Annotated in this window: 16 protein-coding genes; 11 read left to right on the top strand and 5 right to left on the bottom strand. The window is 73.3% G+C overall.

Going from position 1 to position 14,606, the window contains the following annotated elements; all coding sequences use genetic code 11:
- Positions 1 to 29 precede the first annotated feature (29 nt).
- From LX83_RS03505 to LX83_RS03520, 4 genes are all read left to right on the top strand, one after another.
- Positions 30 to 395 (top strand): MerR family transcriptional regulator, encoded by a 366-nt coding sequence (locus tag LX83_RS03505; protein ID WP_253766847.1) that lies wholly within the window; start codon positions 30 to 32, stop codon positions 393 to 395.
- Positions 396 to 522: 127 nt separating this feature from the next.
- Positions 523 to 1,254 (top strand): class I SAM-dependent methyltransferase, encoded by a 732-nt coding sequence (locus tag LX83_RS03510; RefSeq protein WP_253766849.1) that lies wholly within the window; start codon positions 523 to 525, stop codon positions 1,252 to 1,254.
- 31 nt (positions 1,255 to 1,285) lie between these two features.
- Positions 1,286 to 2,407 (top strand): type III polyketide synthase, encoded by a 1,122-nt coding sequence (locus LX83_RS03515; RefSeq protein WP_253766851.1) that lies wholly within the window; start codon positions 1,286 to 1,288, stop codon positions 2,405 to 2,407.
- Positions 2,408 to 2,573: 166 nt separating this feature from the next.
- Positions 2,574 to 3,317 (top strand): hypothetical protein, encoded by a 744-nt coding sequence (locus LX83_RS03520; protein WP_253766853.1) that lies wholly within the window; start codon positions 2,574 to 2,576, stop codon positions 3,315 to 3,317.
- A 121-nt stretch (positions 3,318 to 3,438) separates the two neighbouring features.
- On the opposite strand, the gene LX83_RS03525 is transcribed toward LX83_RS03520, so the two are convergent.
- Positions 3,439 to 4,710, bottom strand: coding sequence for an SGNH/GDSL hydrolase family protein (locus tag LX83_RS03525; protein ID WP_253766855.1), 1,272 nt, complete (start codon positions 4,708 to 4,710; stop codon positions 3,439 to 3,441).
- A 163-nt stretch (positions 4,711 to 4,873) separates the two neighbouring features.
- A complete protein-coding gene (locus LX83_RS03530) occupies positions 4,874 to 5,926 on the bottom strand; it encodes a sigma-70 family RNA polymerase sigma factor (protein ID WP_407649464.1) in 1,053 nt (350 codons plus the stop codon).
- A 79-nt stretch (positions 5,927 to 6,005) separates the two neighbouring features.
- Between LX83_RS03530 and LX83_RS03535 the strand changes: the two genes are divergently transcribed.
- On the top strand, positions 6,006 to 6,839 hold the full coding sequence (locus LX83_RS03535; RefSeq protein ID WP_253766857.1) for an alpha/beta fold hydrolase: 834 nt from the start codon (positions 6,006 to 6,008) through the stop codon (positions 6,837 to 6,839).
- A 65-nt stretch (positions 6,840 to 6,904) separates the two neighbouring features.
- Here LX83_RS03535 and LX83_RS03540 read toward each other — a convergent pair whose 3' ends face one another.
- From LX83_RS03540 to LX83_RS03550, 3 genes are all read right to left on the bottom strand, one after another.
- Positions 6,905 to 7,402 carry a hypothetical protein gene (locus LX83_RS03540; protein ID WP_253766859.1) on the bottom strand — a complete coding sequence of 166 codons (498 nt, stop codon included), beginning with the start codon at positions 7,400 to 7,402 and terminating at the stop codon, positions 6,905 to 6,907.
- Between the two features lie 79 nt (positions 7,403 to 7,481).
- Entirely contained in the window at positions 7,482 to 8,132 is a 651-nt protein-coding gene (locus LX83_RS03545) for an alpha/beta fold hydrolase (protein WP_253766861.1), read from the bottom strand.
- Positions 8,133 to 8,174: 42 nt separating this feature from the next.
- Positions 8,175 to 8,546 (bottom strand): hypothetical protein, encoded by a 372-nt coding sequence (locus LX83_RS03550; protein ID WP_253766863.1) that lies wholly within the window; start codon positions 8,544 to 8,546, stop codon positions 8,175 to 8,177.
- 519 nt (positions 8,547 to 9,065) lie between these two features.
- Here LX83_RS03550 and LX83_RS03555 point away from each other — a divergent pair.
- The 6 genes from LX83_RS03555 to LX83_RS03580 all read left to right on the top strand — a co-directional run bounded on the left by LX83_RS03555 (position 9,066) and on the right by LX83_RS03580 (position 14,602).
- On the top strand, positions 9,066 to 10,349 hold the full coding sequence (locus LX83_RS03555) for an XRE family transcriptional regulator (RefSeq protein ID WP_253766865.1): 1,284 nt from the start codon (positions 9,066 to 9,068) through the stop codon (positions 10,347 to 10,349).
- A 152-nt stretch (positions 10,350 to 10,501) separates the two neighbouring features.
- On the top strand, positions 10,502 to 11,029 hold the full coding sequence (locus tag LX83_RS03560; protein ID WP_253766867.1) for a hypothetical protein: 528 nt from the start codon (positions 10,502 to 10,504) through the stop codon (positions 11,027 to 11,029).
- A 101-nt stretch (positions 11,030 to 11,130) separates the two neighbouring features.
- Positions 11,131 to 11,964, top strand: coding sequence for a GntR family transcriptional regulator (locus LX83_RS03565; RefSeq protein ID WP_253766869.1), 834 nt, complete (start codon positions 11,131 to 11,133; stop codon positions 11,962 to 11,964).
- Positions 11,965 to 12,034: 70 nt separating this feature from the next.
- The gene (locus LX83_RS03570; RefSeq protein ID WP_253766871.1) at positions 12,035 to 12,739 is read left to right on the top strand and encodes a nucleoside/nucleotide kinase family protein; all 705 of its coding nucleotides are present in this window, start codon (positions 12,035 to 12,037) and stop codon (positions 12,737 to 12,739) included.
- A gap of 192 nt (positions 12,740 to 12,931) precedes the next feature.
- Positions 12,932 to 13,516 carry a glucose-6-phosphate isomerase family protein gene (locus tag LX83_RS03575; RefSeq protein WP_253766873.1) on the top strand — a complete coding sequence of 195 codons (585 nt, stop codon included), beginning with the start codon at positions 12,932 to 12,934 and terminating at the stop codon, positions 13,514 to 13,516.
- Positions 13,517 to 13,573: 57 nt separating this feature from the next.
- Positions 13,574 to 14,602: an ABC transporter substrate-binding protein gene (locus tag LX83_RS03580; protein WP_253766875.1), complete on the top strand. Its 1,029-nt coding sequence runs from the start codon at positions 13,574 to 13,576 to the stop codon at positions 14,600 to 14,602.
- Positions 14,603 to 14,606: the final 4 nt, after the last annotated feature.

Raw genomic sequence — 14,606 nt, forward strand, 5'->3', positions numbered from 1 at the left:
ACTCGTGAGGGCGCCAGGAGGAGGTCGCCGTGCGGATCGGGGAGCTTGCCCGCAGGACCGCGGTGAGCGAGCGGTCGCTGCGCTACTACGAGAAGCAGGGCCTGCTCACCGCCGAGCGGACCCGCGGTGGGCACCGGGAGTACGGCCAGGACGCCGTGGACCGGGTGATCCGGATCCAGCAACTGTTCGCCGCCGGCTTCTGCAGCAGCAAGATCGCCCAACTGCTGGGCTGCATCCGGGAGCACGGCGGCACCGCTGTCGCCTCGCCGGAGCTGGTCCGGGACCTGATGGGGCAGCGCGACCGGATCAACCTCATGATCAGGGACCTGCTCCGGTCCAGGGACGTGCTGGACGAGGTGATCAGCGAGGCGGTGCCCGAGGGCTGCCTGCCCTAGCAGCAGAACGCCGAGCCGGAACCGGCTGCCGTCACCGCCACCCCACGCGGCGGGTCCCCCAGCGGCGGGTGACCCCCCGGGGCGGCGGCGCGCTGCCCTGCGGCGCGGGCTGTGTCAGCCTGGGCCGATGACGGCGCGCTGGATCGCACCGCACCCCCGGCCCAGCCCTGGCGCGATGGAGGTGTTCGACGCCAAGGCCGAGCAGTGGTGGCAGCCCAGGGGCGCCTTCGCCGTGCTGCACTGGCTGGCCGTGGCCCGCGCCGACCTGGTGCCGCCGGCCGCACGCGGGGGCGCCGTGCTGGTGGACCTGGGCTGCGGCGCCGGCCTGCTCGCCCCGCACCTGGCCGGCAAGGGCTACCGGCACGTGGGCGTGGACGCCTCACCCGTGGCCCTGGCCCAGGCGGCCGAGCACGGGGTGCGCGCGGTGCGCGGTGACGTGCTCGCCGTGCCGCTGGCCGACGGCTGCGCCGACGTGGTGGTGGCGGGCGAGATCCTGGAGCACGTCACCGACCTGCGGCGGGCCGTGGCCGAGGCGTGCCGGCTGCTGCGCCCTGGCGGCCTGCTGGTGTTGGACACCCTGGCGGCCACGGCGCTGTGCCGGTGGGTGGCGGTCACCGCCGTCGACCACCTGCCCGGCCGCTGGCTGCCCAGTGGGGTGCACGATCCCGACCTGCTGGTCGACCGGGCGGTTCTCGCCGACGAGTGCGCCCGCCGCGGTGTACGTCTGGCCGTGCGGGGTATTCGGCCGTCAGTGACCGACCTGCTGGCGTGGGCCGTCGGCCGGGTGGACACGGTCCGGATGGTGCCGATGGCGACCACGGCGGTGTTGTTCCAGGGGCGTGGCCGCAAGGAGGGCTGATGCCGACCCGCGCGAACCCCGAGGTGCTCCGGTGGTGATCGCGGCCATCACCGGGCTGGGCTCGGCGCTGCCCGCCGGGTTCGACCAGCGGGCGCTGTGGGAGGGGTACTTCCGCCGGCACTTCACGGACAACCGTTTCGCCGAGCGGATCTTCGCCTCGGCCGGGGTGCGGCGCCGGCACAGCGTGCTCGACCCGCTGCGCGAGGACGTGTCCGGCTGGTCGACCGAGGCCAGGATGCGCCGCTACCGGCGGGAGGCGCCCCCGCTGGGCCACCGCGCGGCCACCGCCGCCCTGGCCGACGCCGGTGTGCCGGCCGAGGACGTCGGCCTGCTCGCGGTCGCCTCGTGCACCGGCTACGGCACCCCAGGCCTGGACATCCAGTTGGCCTCGTCGCTGCGGCTGGCACCGGAGACCCAGCGGTTGTTCGTCGGCCACATGGGCTGTTTCGCGGCCCTGCCGGCGCTGGGCAGCGTGGCCGACTTCGTGGTGGCGCGGCACCGGCCCGCCGTGCTGCTGTGCCTGGAGCTGACCACCCTGCACCTGCAGCCGCCCACGGCGGAGACCCAGCAGGTGGTGTCGCACGCCCTGTTCGGCGACGCGGCCGTGGCGCTCGTGCTGCAACCGGTGGCCGACCGGCGCGCCGGTTCCGGCTCCCGGCCGGACACCCACCGGCCGGTCCACCCGGCTCCTCGGCTGGACCTGGTGGACCTGGCCGCGCTCACCGACATCACCACCCGCGACCACATGACCTGGGACGTCACCGATCTCGGCTTCCGCATGGGGTTGTCACCGCGCGTGCCCGACGTGCTGGCCAGGCACGTGGGCCCGGTGGTCAAGAACCTGGTGGCGCGCAACGGTCTGGACCTGCCGGACGTGCGCGCGTGGGCCGTGCACCCCGGTGGCCCGCGCATCCTGGACACCGTGCAGCAGCGGCTGGGCCTGCCCGCCTCGGCCCTGACCGCGTCCCGGTCGGTGCTCGCCGAGCGCGGCAACTGCTCGTCCGCCACGGTGCTGCTGGTGCTGGACGAACTCATCCGCGACGGGACGCTGGACCGCGGCGGTCCGGTGGTGGCCATGGCCTTCGGCCCCGGGCTCACCCTGTACGCGGCACTGCTGCACGGCTCGGCCAGGCCGCCGGCACAACCGTCCTGAGCGGACGGCCCGAGTGGACGGTTGACCCCGGCACCGGTGTGCACGGGGTGGTGGCGGTGACCGTCGTGGCGCGTGGCGGGTTCACCGCTGCCGTTCCGGCGAGGTGCTTGGAACCCACGTGCTCCCACCGGCATCGAACAGCCGACCGACCACGAAGGAGACTGCCATGGTCCATCACGGTGTACCCGCTCCGCCCGGCTGGCCGACGCCGCCGAAACGCCGTGGGCGCGGCCTGCTGATCACCGCGATCTCGCTGGGCGTGGCCGTGTCGCTCGGCGCGGTGCTGCTCGTCGTGCTGCTCAACCGGGGCGACGGCAGCGGGCAGCACACCGCGTCCGGCCCGGCTCCTGGCAGTGGCGCACCCGCGGTGGCCAGCGGAGAACCAACACCGGACGGCGGCACACCAACCGTTCCCGGCTGGCGGGCGTACCGGACCGGCTCGGGCGGGGTGTTCGACGTGCCGCCGTCCTGGCAGGTCAGCATGGAGACCGGTGAGCGGGGTGACCGCTTCCCGAAGGCGCGCTACCAGCAGGGCGCGTGCGGCAACCCGAAGCAGGTGCGCGGCGTCGCCTACCCGGACGGCGTCGAGATCACCGACCCGCGGGCGGCGGTCGACCACGTGGTGCGGCGCGCGGCCACCGCGGCCGTGCCGGGAGGCACGCCCCAGGTCAGCCAGGGCCCGGTGGAGGAGATCGGCCGAGGTAGCTTCTACACCAAGGCGACGGTCAGCGTTCCCCAGACCGGATCGGATTCCTGCGCCGCGCCGACCGTGGTCCTGCACGTGGTGGCCGCCGAGGCCACGACGGGCTTCACGATGCTGGTGGTCGTGGGCGACCAGGGCGTGCCGGACGCCCCGGCCGACGAGGAACTGGCCCGCATCGCCAGGAGCTTCCGCTACGACGCCGGTTGAGCCCGCCCACCGCGATGCCGTCCGAGCAGGCATCCGCTGTCTTCCCACCCGTGATCGCGGTTGCTGGAGTCCGACGCCGCGCCGGTGTCCGGCTGTGGGCTGCCACCTGGGGCGGGATCGGCTAGAGCTGGCGCAGGTCCACCGCCTCGGCCATGATCTGGAAACCGGCGTCGTTGGGGTGCAGGTGGTCGCCGGAGTCGTACTCCGGCCTCAGCCGGCGCGGGTCGCCGGCGTTGTCGCGCAGTGCCGCGTCGAAGTCGACGACCGCGTCGAACGCCCCGCCGGTGCGGATGAACTCGTTCACCGCGGCCCGCACGCCCTCCAGTTCCCCGGTGTAGTTGCTGGACCCGCCGAACGGTGTGAGCGTGCCGCCGATCACCCGCAGCCCCCGGGACCGGACCTGGGTGGCGACCTGGCGCAGTGCCGCGGTGATCGGCTCGGGTTCGCGGTGCTGCGGCTGGCCGCCGATGTCGTTGATGCCCAGCAGCACGATCACCGTGCGCGCGCCGGGCGCGGCGAACACGTCCCGGTCCAACCGGGACAGGGCGTTGGGGTTCCAGGTGTTGCTGAGCAGCCGGTTGGAGCTGATGCCGGCGTTGAGCACGCCGAGGCGGGTCGGCCCCGGCTGGGCCGCCAGCCGGGCGGCCAACCGGTCCGGCCACCGGCGGTTGGCGCCCGGGGTGGAGGTGTTGCCGTCGGTGATCGAGTCGCCCAGCGCCACCACGGCCGCGGTGGCCGAGCCGCCGCGCACGTCGACGCCGGTGAGGTAGTGCCAGTGCGTGGTGGGCTGGGTGAACGCCGCGCCCGACTCCTCGGCCGCGTGGTCCCCGGTCGGCGCCAGGAACGAGGTCTGCACGGCCACGTCGTGGAAGGTCACCGGACCGGACGGCGCCGGGGTGAACAGGGTGACCAGCAGGTCGGCGTTCTCCGGCACGGCCAGGTCCACCGGGTCGCTCACCACCTGCGCGCCCACCGGGATGGTGATCGACTCGGCGCCGCCGAAGGTGACCGCGCGCATGCTGCCCGGCACCGCGTCGGCCGCGTCACCGCGCGCGGCGCGGGCCAGGGTCACCCGGCCCATCAGCACCGGCGCCGTGCCCAGCGCGTTGGACAGCCTGATCCGCGCCTGGGCGCCGCCGACGCTGGTGTGCACCAGGTTGCGGATCGAGTGGTTGGGCAGGCCCTGCTCGGTCCCGGCCGCCGTGCCCGACGGCGCGGTCTGCCAGGTGCCGACCCAGTGGCCAGCCCGGCTCGACCGCTGGCCGTCGACCTCGGCCTGCTGGTCGGCCTGCTGGTCGGCTTGCGCGGCGGCCGGTGCGGCACCGCCCACCGCCGCGGCGCCGAGCCCGAGCGCCACCGCGCCCACCATCACCTCACGCCTGCTGGGAACCAACGCCCGGACCTCCTCGCCCCAGTCGCGTTCGCGGTCACCCCGAACGCCGGCCCGGGACCGGTTCCCGGAGCACCGCAGCAGAGTTGATCGTCCACCCCCGACCCGTCAACCCCTTGTCCGCTGTTCTGTCCACCTCGGACCGCCGGGGTCTGCGGCGGCTGGCTCAGGGCAGGGCGGCGGGCAGGTCGAGGAGCGCGAAGTGCTCGGCGCCGATGAACGAGGTGAGTTCGGCGATCCGTCCGGCGCGCACCGCCAGCACCGTGACCGACCAGCCCACGTGCGCGCCGGCGCCGTCGTTCCAGAGGTAGCAGCCCACGGCCGGCTGACCGTTGGCACTGGTCGGCAGGTGGCGCCAGCTCCCGCACCCGGTCAACGGCACCCGCACGGCGAAGTCGCGGACCGCGACCAGGCCGCGGTACCAGTGCGCCATCGGCGGCATCGACCAGGTGACGTCCTCGGCCAGCAGCGCGACCAGCGCGGCGGCGTCGCCGCGTTCCAGCGCGGTGGCGAACCTGGCGACCATGTCCCGCACCCGGGCGTCCCCGGTCTCCCGCAGCGTCCGCTGCTGGCTGCGGTCGGGGACCTTCTCCCGCACGATCTGGCGGGCCCGCTGCAGGGCGCTGTTCACCGACGCGGTGGTGGTGTCCATCATCGTGGCGATCTCGGCGGCGGAGAAGCCGAGGACCTCGAACAGCAGCAGTGCCGCGCGCTGGTTGCCCGGCAGGTGCTGCAGCGCGGCGACGAAGGCCAGTTCGACGGCTTCGCGCTGTTCGTAGCGGGCGTCGGGGCTGGCCCGGCCGGCGTCGAGCCCGGTGTCCGGGTAGGGCCCCAGCCACGCCACCTCGGTGCGCGGGATGTCCCCGACCACCGCGCGGTCACTGGACGGGCCGAGGTCGACCGGCAGTGCCCGCCTGGCCCGGTGCGCCACCGCGTCCAGACAGGTCCTGGTGGCCACCGTGTACAGCCACGAGCGCAGCGAACCGTGCCCGGCGAAGCCGCCTAGACCCCGCCACGCCCGCACCATGGCCTCCTGCAGGGCGTCGTCGGCGTCGTGGCTGGACCCGAGCATGCGGTAGCAGTGGGCGTGCAGCTCCCGGCGCAGCGGCGCCACCAGGCGGGTGAACGCCGCGTGGTCGCCGTCCCGCGCCCCGGCCAGCTCGACTCCTTCGGCCGCGGCCGCCACCGGGCCCTCGGTCCGCGAAAAAAGCTCGCTCACGACCGATGATTCTGCCCCGCACCCGCGGTCACATACCTCCGACCAGGAGATTTCCCACTCGTTGTCTGGAGGGTTCCCCATGACCACCCCGTCGACCACCGCCGTCACCACCGGGTCGCTGCGCGTTCCCGACGCGCGGCTGCACTACGAGGTGCGCGGTAGCGGCCCCGTGGTGGTGCTCGTCGGCGCCCCCATGGACGCCAGGTCGTTCGCGCCACTGGCCGACCTGCTCGCCGTCGACCACACCGTGCTCACCACCGACCCGCGCGGCATCAACCGCAGCCCGGTGGACGACCCGGACCGGGACTCCACACCGGAGCTGCGCGCCGACGACCTCGCCCGGCTGATCCGCCACGTCGACGCCGGCCCGGCCGCGGTGCTCGGCTCCAGCGGTGGCGCGGTCAGCGCACTGGCCCTCGCCCAGGCCCACCCGGACCTGGTGCACACCGTGATCGCGCACGAGCCGCCGCTGAACGAACTGCTGGACGACCGCGAGCGGCTGCGCGAGCGGACCGAGGACCTGATCGCCACCTACCTCGGCGGCGACCCGGTGGGGGCCTGGCGGAAGTTCCTGGCGTTGGCCAACATCAGCCTGCCCGAGGACGTCTTCGCGCAGATGTTCGCGCGGGAGCGCACCGCGCGGGAGATCGCCGACGACGACTTCCAGTACGCGCACATGCTGCGCCCGACCACGCGGTGGCAGCCGGACATCGCCACCCTGCGCGCGATCCCGACCCGCGTGCTGGTCGGCCTCGGCGAGCAGTCCGGCGGTCAGCTCTGCGAGCGCACCTCCATCGCGCTCGCCGAGGCGCTCGGCGCCGAGCCCACCCTGTTCCCCGGCGGCCACACCGGCTTCGCCGAGGACCCGGAGGCGTTCGCCACCCGCCTGCGCGCGGTGCTGAACGAGAGCTGAGCCGGTTCCGCGCTGGGGCCGCTTCCGGCATCACCACCCCGCCGCAAGCGGCCCCGGCAGCCGGTTCAGTCCCACCACAACACGACCGCCATCCGGCGGCTGGCTGCCTCGGCGTAGAAGTCCCGCAACACGCCGAACGCCCGAACCACGTGCTCCGTCACGGTTTCCGGCTCCAGCCCGGCAAAGCCGGTGTCAGCCCGCCCCGAGAGCACCGCGGCGGCGCCAACGTCCTGGGGTGTCACGCCGCACAGCTCTGCGGCGAGCACACCGACCGCGTCCGGCTCCAGCGCGGTGACCGGGTGTTCCCACACGGTGGTGGGATGGTCGCGGTAGGCGGGATTGACCTCGTCGTGGCCGTCGAACGCACGGCGCAACACCGACAGGTGGGCGTGCTCAGGTGGTTCGCCGAGCCGCCGCAACACCACCGGCCACCAGTCCAGGTCCAGGTGGTCCGACCGCGGCGCTGACCGGTACGAGCACAGCTTGTGCAGCTCCGCCACGGACGTTCGGCACGCCGCCAGTCGCGCGGCGGAAACCCTGACGAGTTGTTGTGTCACGGCCACGCCACGCAGTATGTCGAGGGCTCGGACGACGGGCGGCGGCGACTCGCCACCGCGACCACCGGCGCGAAGGCGCCCGGCCTCACGCGTCGGCGAACGCGGTGACCGCGGCGAGGAAGCGATCCAGGTGGAGCTGGAAGTCCCGGCGGGGTGGTTCCGGACAGCCCGGCAGTTCCACGCTGTGCGGGAGGAGCCGGCGGAGCGCGTCAACGGTGTGCCGTTGGTGGAAGGCGTTCGCCGGAACCGCGGGGAGCACGGCGACCGGTGTGCTGAGCGTGGCCAGCTCGGTGTCGGTGACGCCCCGCACGGTCTGTCCGGCCAACAACGCGTGAACGGTGCCGGGCGAGGCGCCGAGCGTGCTCAGACTGGCTCGGGTGTGCGAGTCCACCCTGGCGTCTCCGGCTGTCGCGGGCCAGCCCAGCAGCAACCGGGCGACCTGGCGTGGCCGGGTCAGCGCGAGGCGGATGGCGACCGAGCACCCGTTCGACCCGGCCACCACGACAACGGGCCGCGCGGGCAGCATCCCGGCGAGGTGTTCGACCTCGGCGTCCCAGTTCGGTGGCTGGTGGAGGCGGTTCGGTGCCAACACCGAAAAGCCCGCGCGCTCGATGCCGGCGGTGATTCCGGGCACCGTCCAGAACCGGTTGGCATCCATGCCGGGTTCCCACAGCCCTCCGTGGATCAGCAGCACGGTGGTGTCGCCGCGCCGGCCGCGGTCGTGGTGCGTTGTCATGGGCTTCCCTCGTCGTGGCCGGGTGGGCGGGCTGGGCGCACCTCACTCGTGGCTGGTGCTGGGCAGCCTGGTGCGCGCGGGTCGGAGGTCGGGCAACCACAGCCCGAGCGGTGCGCGGCGGGCCAGGTGGGGCGCGCCCGGCTCGTGCGGTCGGGGTATCTCCAGCAGGGCGCGCACGGTGGACACCACGTCACCCTGGTAGGTCCAGACCACCTCGTCAACGCCGGGTCGGGACGCCAGCAGAGCACGCGCGGCCGCGGCTTCGCCCTCACCGTGGATGTGGATGCGGTCGTAGCACTCCGGCCACCCGTAGGAGCCGATGATCACGGTCACGTACCCGTCCTCGTCGGTGAGGTGTTGGAACCGGAACCCGCGTGCGATCAGGGCGCGCAGCCCCTGGTCAACGGCGTTCACCGGCAGCCCCCGTCAACCGGTCCAGCCACCCGCACAGCGGCCGCGCCGGACACCACCGGCAGCCGCCGCGTGCCGGTGAGGCTGGCCTGCCCAGCGGGGACCGGGGACGTGAGGCGGCCAGCGCGGCACGGGGTTCGGCCGACGCCGCGGCCGCGGTCTCGTTGTTCGTCATCGTTTCCTGCCCAACCGGCCGGCGCCCCCGCACGCCGTCCGCCCCTCCCCTGACCCTGCCGGGAACGCGGGACAGGCGACCTGTCGGGGACCAGCCGCCCGCCCTGCCCGACCCACGCTTCCCCATGCGGGCCGTGCAGGGGAACGGAGAGCACGCAGCCGGTTCGCCGGCTGGACGACCCGGAGACGGGCGCGGAGCGCTACCCGGAGGATTGGTCGGAGGGTTGACCAGAAGCTCGGTTCGCCCAGCCCGACTGGCACTACTCTCCGAGCAGGACCGATCACGGAGAGGTGACTGTGTCTGCTGAGCCGAACCGCCGACTCGCAGCCGCACGCGGTGCCGTCGGGTTGACCCAGGAGGGCCTGGCCGAACTGGCGAACGCGCAGGTGGAACGCAACACGGGCACGCCGGGCGCGATGGACGCGGACTACATCAGCAAGCTCGAACGCGGGTTGCACACCTGGCCCAACAAGCACTACCGCCGCGCGCTCCGAGAGGTGACCGGCGCGAGCACGGACATCGATCTCGGCTTCTACTCGACGCGGAACAAGGCGGCTACCGTCGCCCGCGATCCATCCGTGGTAACTCAAGGGAGTGACGACGTGAGGAGACAAGCGTTCCTTCGCGCACTGACCGCCACCGTGGCCGGTGTGGCCGCGGGCAGCCCGGTGGCCGAGGCGGTTGGTCGCGCGGCCACCGGTGACGCTCCGGCGCGGGTGGGAGCGACCGACGTCCGCCAGGTGGACCACGCGATCACCCTGTTCGGGGAGTGGCAGGACCTGTACGGCGGCGGCGTCTGCCGGGACGCGCTCGCCGGCCAGGTGCGGTGGGCGACGCAACTGCTCAACGCCAGGGCCACCGACCAGGTGCGCAACGATCTGCACCGCTCGGTCGGCTTCCTCGCCGACGTGGCCGGCTGGGGCGCCTTCGACGCCGGCCACCACGACACGGCGCGCCAGTACTTCCGGCTCGCGCTGCACTGCGCGGAACAGGCCGGCGACTGGGGTCTGCGCGCCAACGTGCTGTCGGACATGGCCCGGCAGGAGGTCTACCTCGGGCGGCCCGACGACGGGTTGAGCCTGATCGAGTTGGCCCAGGTGCGGCAGGACCGGCAGACGCCCACCGTGCGCGCCATGCTGTCCACGGTCCGCGCCCGGACCCTGGCGAAGGTCAACCGCGGTGAGGACTGCTACGCCGCGGTGCTGACGGCCGAAGACCACTTCAGCAGCCAGAAGCCGAGCGAGGACCCGCCCTGGATCACCTACTTCAACGCGGCCGACCTGGCCGGCGACACCGGACACGCCTTACTCGACGTGGCCCTGGCTGGCAGGCACGTCGACGACGCGCGCCGCCGGCTGCGGCAGTCGGTGGCGGGCTACTCGGCGGCCCAGGCCCGCGCACGGGCGTTCTCCCTCGGCAAGTTGGCGGTGCTCGAACTGACCGTCGGTGACGCCGGCCAGGGGATCGCGTACGCGGAACAGGCGCTCGACGCCGGGGCGCCGCTGAAGTCCCGCCGCGCCCACGACGACCTGGTCGAGGTGCGGAAAGCGTTGGGCAGGCACCCGAACCTGCCGGGCGCCAGTGATCTGCGGTCCCGGTTCACCGAGGCCATCAGCGCCTGGGCCGCCTGACCCGAACGCCACCGTCCACAGTGAACTGATTGGAGGCGCTGGATCCGCTGTGACCGGGGTCCCACCGCGGATCGGTGCCCTTGCGCCGTTCAGCGGCTGAACAGCCGGTGGTCTCCTGCCAGGCTCGGCTGCGGGCCTTTGAGAGGGGATTGATGAACACCAGGCTGACACAGGGGTTCCAGCGTGCCCTGACGGTGCTGCCGGCCATCGCGGTGCTGGCCGCGGCGACCGCGACGAGCGCGGGCGCCGCGACGACGGCGGCGGCGAGTTTCGACTTCAGCGCCGAGGCCGGGGCGCACCCGGTGGCGGACCGCAGCGGGCACTGGGCGGCGCCCGACGCCGAGGTTCGCGTGTGGGAGCACGACAACGTCGTCACGCTGGACGGGGAGACCGACAACGGCTTCGACTACATCCGGGTGGAGTTGAGTGGGCCCGGCGGCGCTCCGCTCCAGCCTGGCGTCTACCGGGACGCGCGCAACCCGGAGCACCACCCGGACAGCCCGGGGATCGCGGTCGTCTCCAACGGTTTCGGCTGCGGGGTCGACTACGGTGAGTTCACCGTCGACGTGATCGAGCGGGACGCGGACAACCGGCTGGTCGCCCTCGAAGCCAGCTTCGAGCAGCGCTGCGGCAGCCCGACCGGGCCCGCCTTCCGCGGGCAGCTCCACTACCACGGCTGAGCGCGACCGACCGCTGTGGCGGCCGCGAGGTCGCCACAGCCAGTGCCCCAGGTTGTCCGGACAGGATTACCTGAGCGGGGGTGCTGGGTTAGCATTCGAGGGTGAGCGCGGATCGCATCGACCGGCAGTCGCCGCTGCCCTTCTACGCCCAGCTCAAGCAGTTGCTGATCGCGCGGCTTGAGCACGAGTGGGCGGCCGGCACCCGACTGCCGGGCGAGGTGGCGCTGTGCGAGCGCTACGGCGTCTCGCGCACGGTGGTGCGCCAGGCCCTGGACGAACTGGAGGCCGAGGGGCGGATCGTGCGCCGCAAGGGGCAGGGCACGTTCGCCGCCGTGCGCAAGGTGGACGAGTCGCTGTTCCAGTCGCTGACCGGGCTCTACGAGGACGTGACCGCGCGGGGCGGCACGCTGCGCAGCGTGGTGCGCCAGCAGGAGCTGGTGCCCGCGCCGGCCGAGGTGGCCGCCGAACTCGACCTGGCCGAGGGCGCCCCGGTGCTCTGCCTGGAGCGGCTGCGCTACGCCAACGGCGAGCCGTGGGTGCTGGCGCGCACGTACCTGCCGCCGGACGTGGCCCCGGGGTTGTTGACCGAGAACCTGGGCGAGCAGTCGCTGTACGGGCTGCTGGAGGACAAGTACGGCGTGGAGCTGGACCACGGGCGGCGGCTGGTGGAGGCGGTGCCGGCCAGCCCGGCCATCGCGGACGCGCTGGGCCTGCGGCCCCGCGACCCGGTGCTGTTGCTGCGCAGCACCGCGTGGAACACCGAGGGGCGGCCGGTGGAGCACTTCATCGCCTACCACCGGGGCGATCGCAGCCGCTTCCAGGTGCACCTGCGCCGGCACACCCGCCGGCCCGCGCCCGTGCCCGGCATGCTGGTGCACACCGACGAGCCCGACCCGGTGGCCCGCGGCGAGGTGACCGCCGATCCACCGGAGTGAGCGCCTGTTCTCGGCGGTTGGTGGCGGACAGGACTGTTCGCCGGTGGCCCGGGCGGTGACACTGCTTCCCGTGGGAATGCTCGACGCTCGCGGTAGCACCGCCACCGACCTCGCTCGCCGGCTCGCGCACGTCCGCTGGCTCGCCGGCGGCACGGGTGCGGGCAAAAGCACGGTCGCCCGGATCCTGGCCGAACGATTCGGCGTGTCCAGCTACGACGGTGACCGGGCCGAGCACGACTGGGTCAGCCGGTGCACGCCCGATCGACACCCGCGCCTGTGGGCGGCGGCGGGGCTCAGCCGCGAGCAGCGGAGCCAGCTCACCGCCGAGGACCAGTTCACCGCGATGGCCAGCCGGCACGGCGAGACGATCGAGTTCCTGGTCGAGGATCTGCTCGCGCTCCCCGCCGATCGCCCTGTCCTGGTGGACTACTTCGGTGTTTCGCCGCGCGACCTCGCCCCGCTGTTGAGCTGGCGCGGACAGGCCGTGTTCCTCCTGCCCACGCCCGAGTTCCGGCGCCGCGCGCTCGGCATCCGCTTTGCCGACCCGGCTCGGGCCCGCGCCAACTGGGGGGACGGCGACCACACCCGAGCGCTCGCCAACCGCCTCGGCCGCGACGAGCTGTGGGACGCCGAGCTGCGCCGGCAGGCCGCCGCGGTGGATCTGCCGGTGCTCGTCGTCGACGGTGCCCGCGACGCCGGTGCGCTGGCTGACGACCTCGCACGCCGGTTCCGGCTGGTCGACGGCTGCGACGGCCGGCGGCGGGGGGCGAGCTGACCCGGTCCGCGTGCGCGGCGGGCGGAGCGGCGCGTGCTGGTCAGCAGCTGGTGAACCGGCGGGCACTGAATCGGTCCGGTGCGCCGGTACTTTCGGGCAAAGGTGCTGACCTGCGATAACAACTTGCGGCAGCCGTCTTGACATCCTGTCATTACAGGACGACAGTACGCCCATCACGTCAAGGAGGTTCTGGTGCCGCCGTTCGCCACCCCACCCATCTCGCCCCTGTCGATCACCTTCGACGGCCAGACGGGGACCATGTCCCCGGAGGGCCCGGTGCTCACCCGGCGCATGTCCGACCTGGCCGGCCTGTTCGCCGACACCGCCGCCTGGGAGGCGGCCGTGGCCGACGGCGACCCCGTGGTCTACCAGGTGGCCTCGTCGCCGGTGCCCGAGGCCGAGGGCGAACTGCCCCAGTCCATCACCACGATCCTGCCCGGCACGGTCGCCGGCGAGTTCCACATGACCAAGGGGCACCAGCACCCCAACCCGCAGGGCGAGATCTACCTCGGCCTGTCCGGCACCGGCGGGCTGCTGCTGTTCGACGGCGAGCGTCCACAGTGGATCGACATGGCGCCGGGCGTGATCGGCTATATCCCGCCGGGCTGGGCGCACCGCAGCGTGAACACCGGCGACGAGCCCTACCGGTTCCTCGCCGTCTACCCGGGCAACGCCGGCCACGACTACGGCTGGGTGCTGGCCAACGGCATGGGCCACCGGGTGTACCGGGGCGAGGGCGCCACGCCGCGCTTCGAGCCGTTCACCGCGACCCCCTGACCAGCAACTGATCCCCGTTGGCCCCGACCCCGCCAGTTCCCCGAATCGAGGAGTGCAATGGCGCGCATCCGCTTTGTCTCACCAGGCGTCGCCGCGACCCTGACGGTGATCGCCGTCGCCGCCGGACTCACCGCGGGCAAGGCCGTCTTCGGTGGCGGTGGCGCCACCGGCGGCGGCGAGGCCGCCGTGGTGGGCACCAAGATCGACGTGATCACCAAGGCCACCGACTCCGAGTTCTGGCAGTCCATGCTGGCCGGTTCCCAGCAGGCGGGTGACGACCTCGGCGTCGAACTCGGCCTGTTCGGCCCCACCTCGGAGACCGACATCGACGGTCAGGTCAGCCTGGTGGAGAACGCGATCTCCCGCGGTGCCAAGGGAATCGTGCTCGCCTCGAACTCCTCCACCGCGCTCAACGGCGTGGTGGACCGGGCCCGCAAGGCCGGCATCAAGGTGATCACCGTGGACAACGCGATCACCACCGGCTCGGAGGGCTTCATCGGCACCGACAACGTCAAGGCGGGCCAGCAGGCCGGCCAGAAGATGTGCGAGCTGCTCACCCAGCGCGGCCGGGCCGACGGCAAGATCCTGCACGAGACCTCGGTGTCCGGCCAGCAGGTGCTGGTGGACCGGTTCACCGGCTTCCAGGCCGGGCTGGCCCAGGGCTGCCCGAACGCCCAGGTCGTGCAGACCTCGGTGAACGACAACGACCTGAACAAGGCGGTCGGCCAGGTCAACGACGCGCTGACCGCCATCCCGGACCTGGCCGGGGTGTTCGCCGCCAACAACACCTCGGGCACGGGCGCGGCCAAGGCCATCGCCGAGCGCGGCGCGGCCGACCGGGTGGCGGCGGTGGCCTTCGACTCCGACCCGGCCGAGGTGTCGGCGGTGCGCGACGGCACGCTCAGCTCGATCCTGGTGCAGAACCCGTTCTTCTTCGGCTACCAGGGCGTGGTCGAGGCGGCCATGGCGGTGCGCGGCAGCACGCCGCCGGTCAAGCTCGACCCGGGCGCGGTGCTCATCGACAAGTCCACCGTGGACAGTCCGGAGTTCGCCCAGCTGCTCAACCCGCCGAAGACCAAGGGCTGAGGAG

This window comes from Goodfellowiella coeruleoviolacea, from assembly GCF_024171785.1.
In the GTDB taxonomy this organism is placed as follows: Bacteria; Actinomycetota; Actinomycetes; order Mycobacteriales; family Pseudonocardiaceae; genus Goodfellowiella; species Goodfellowiella coeruleoviolacea.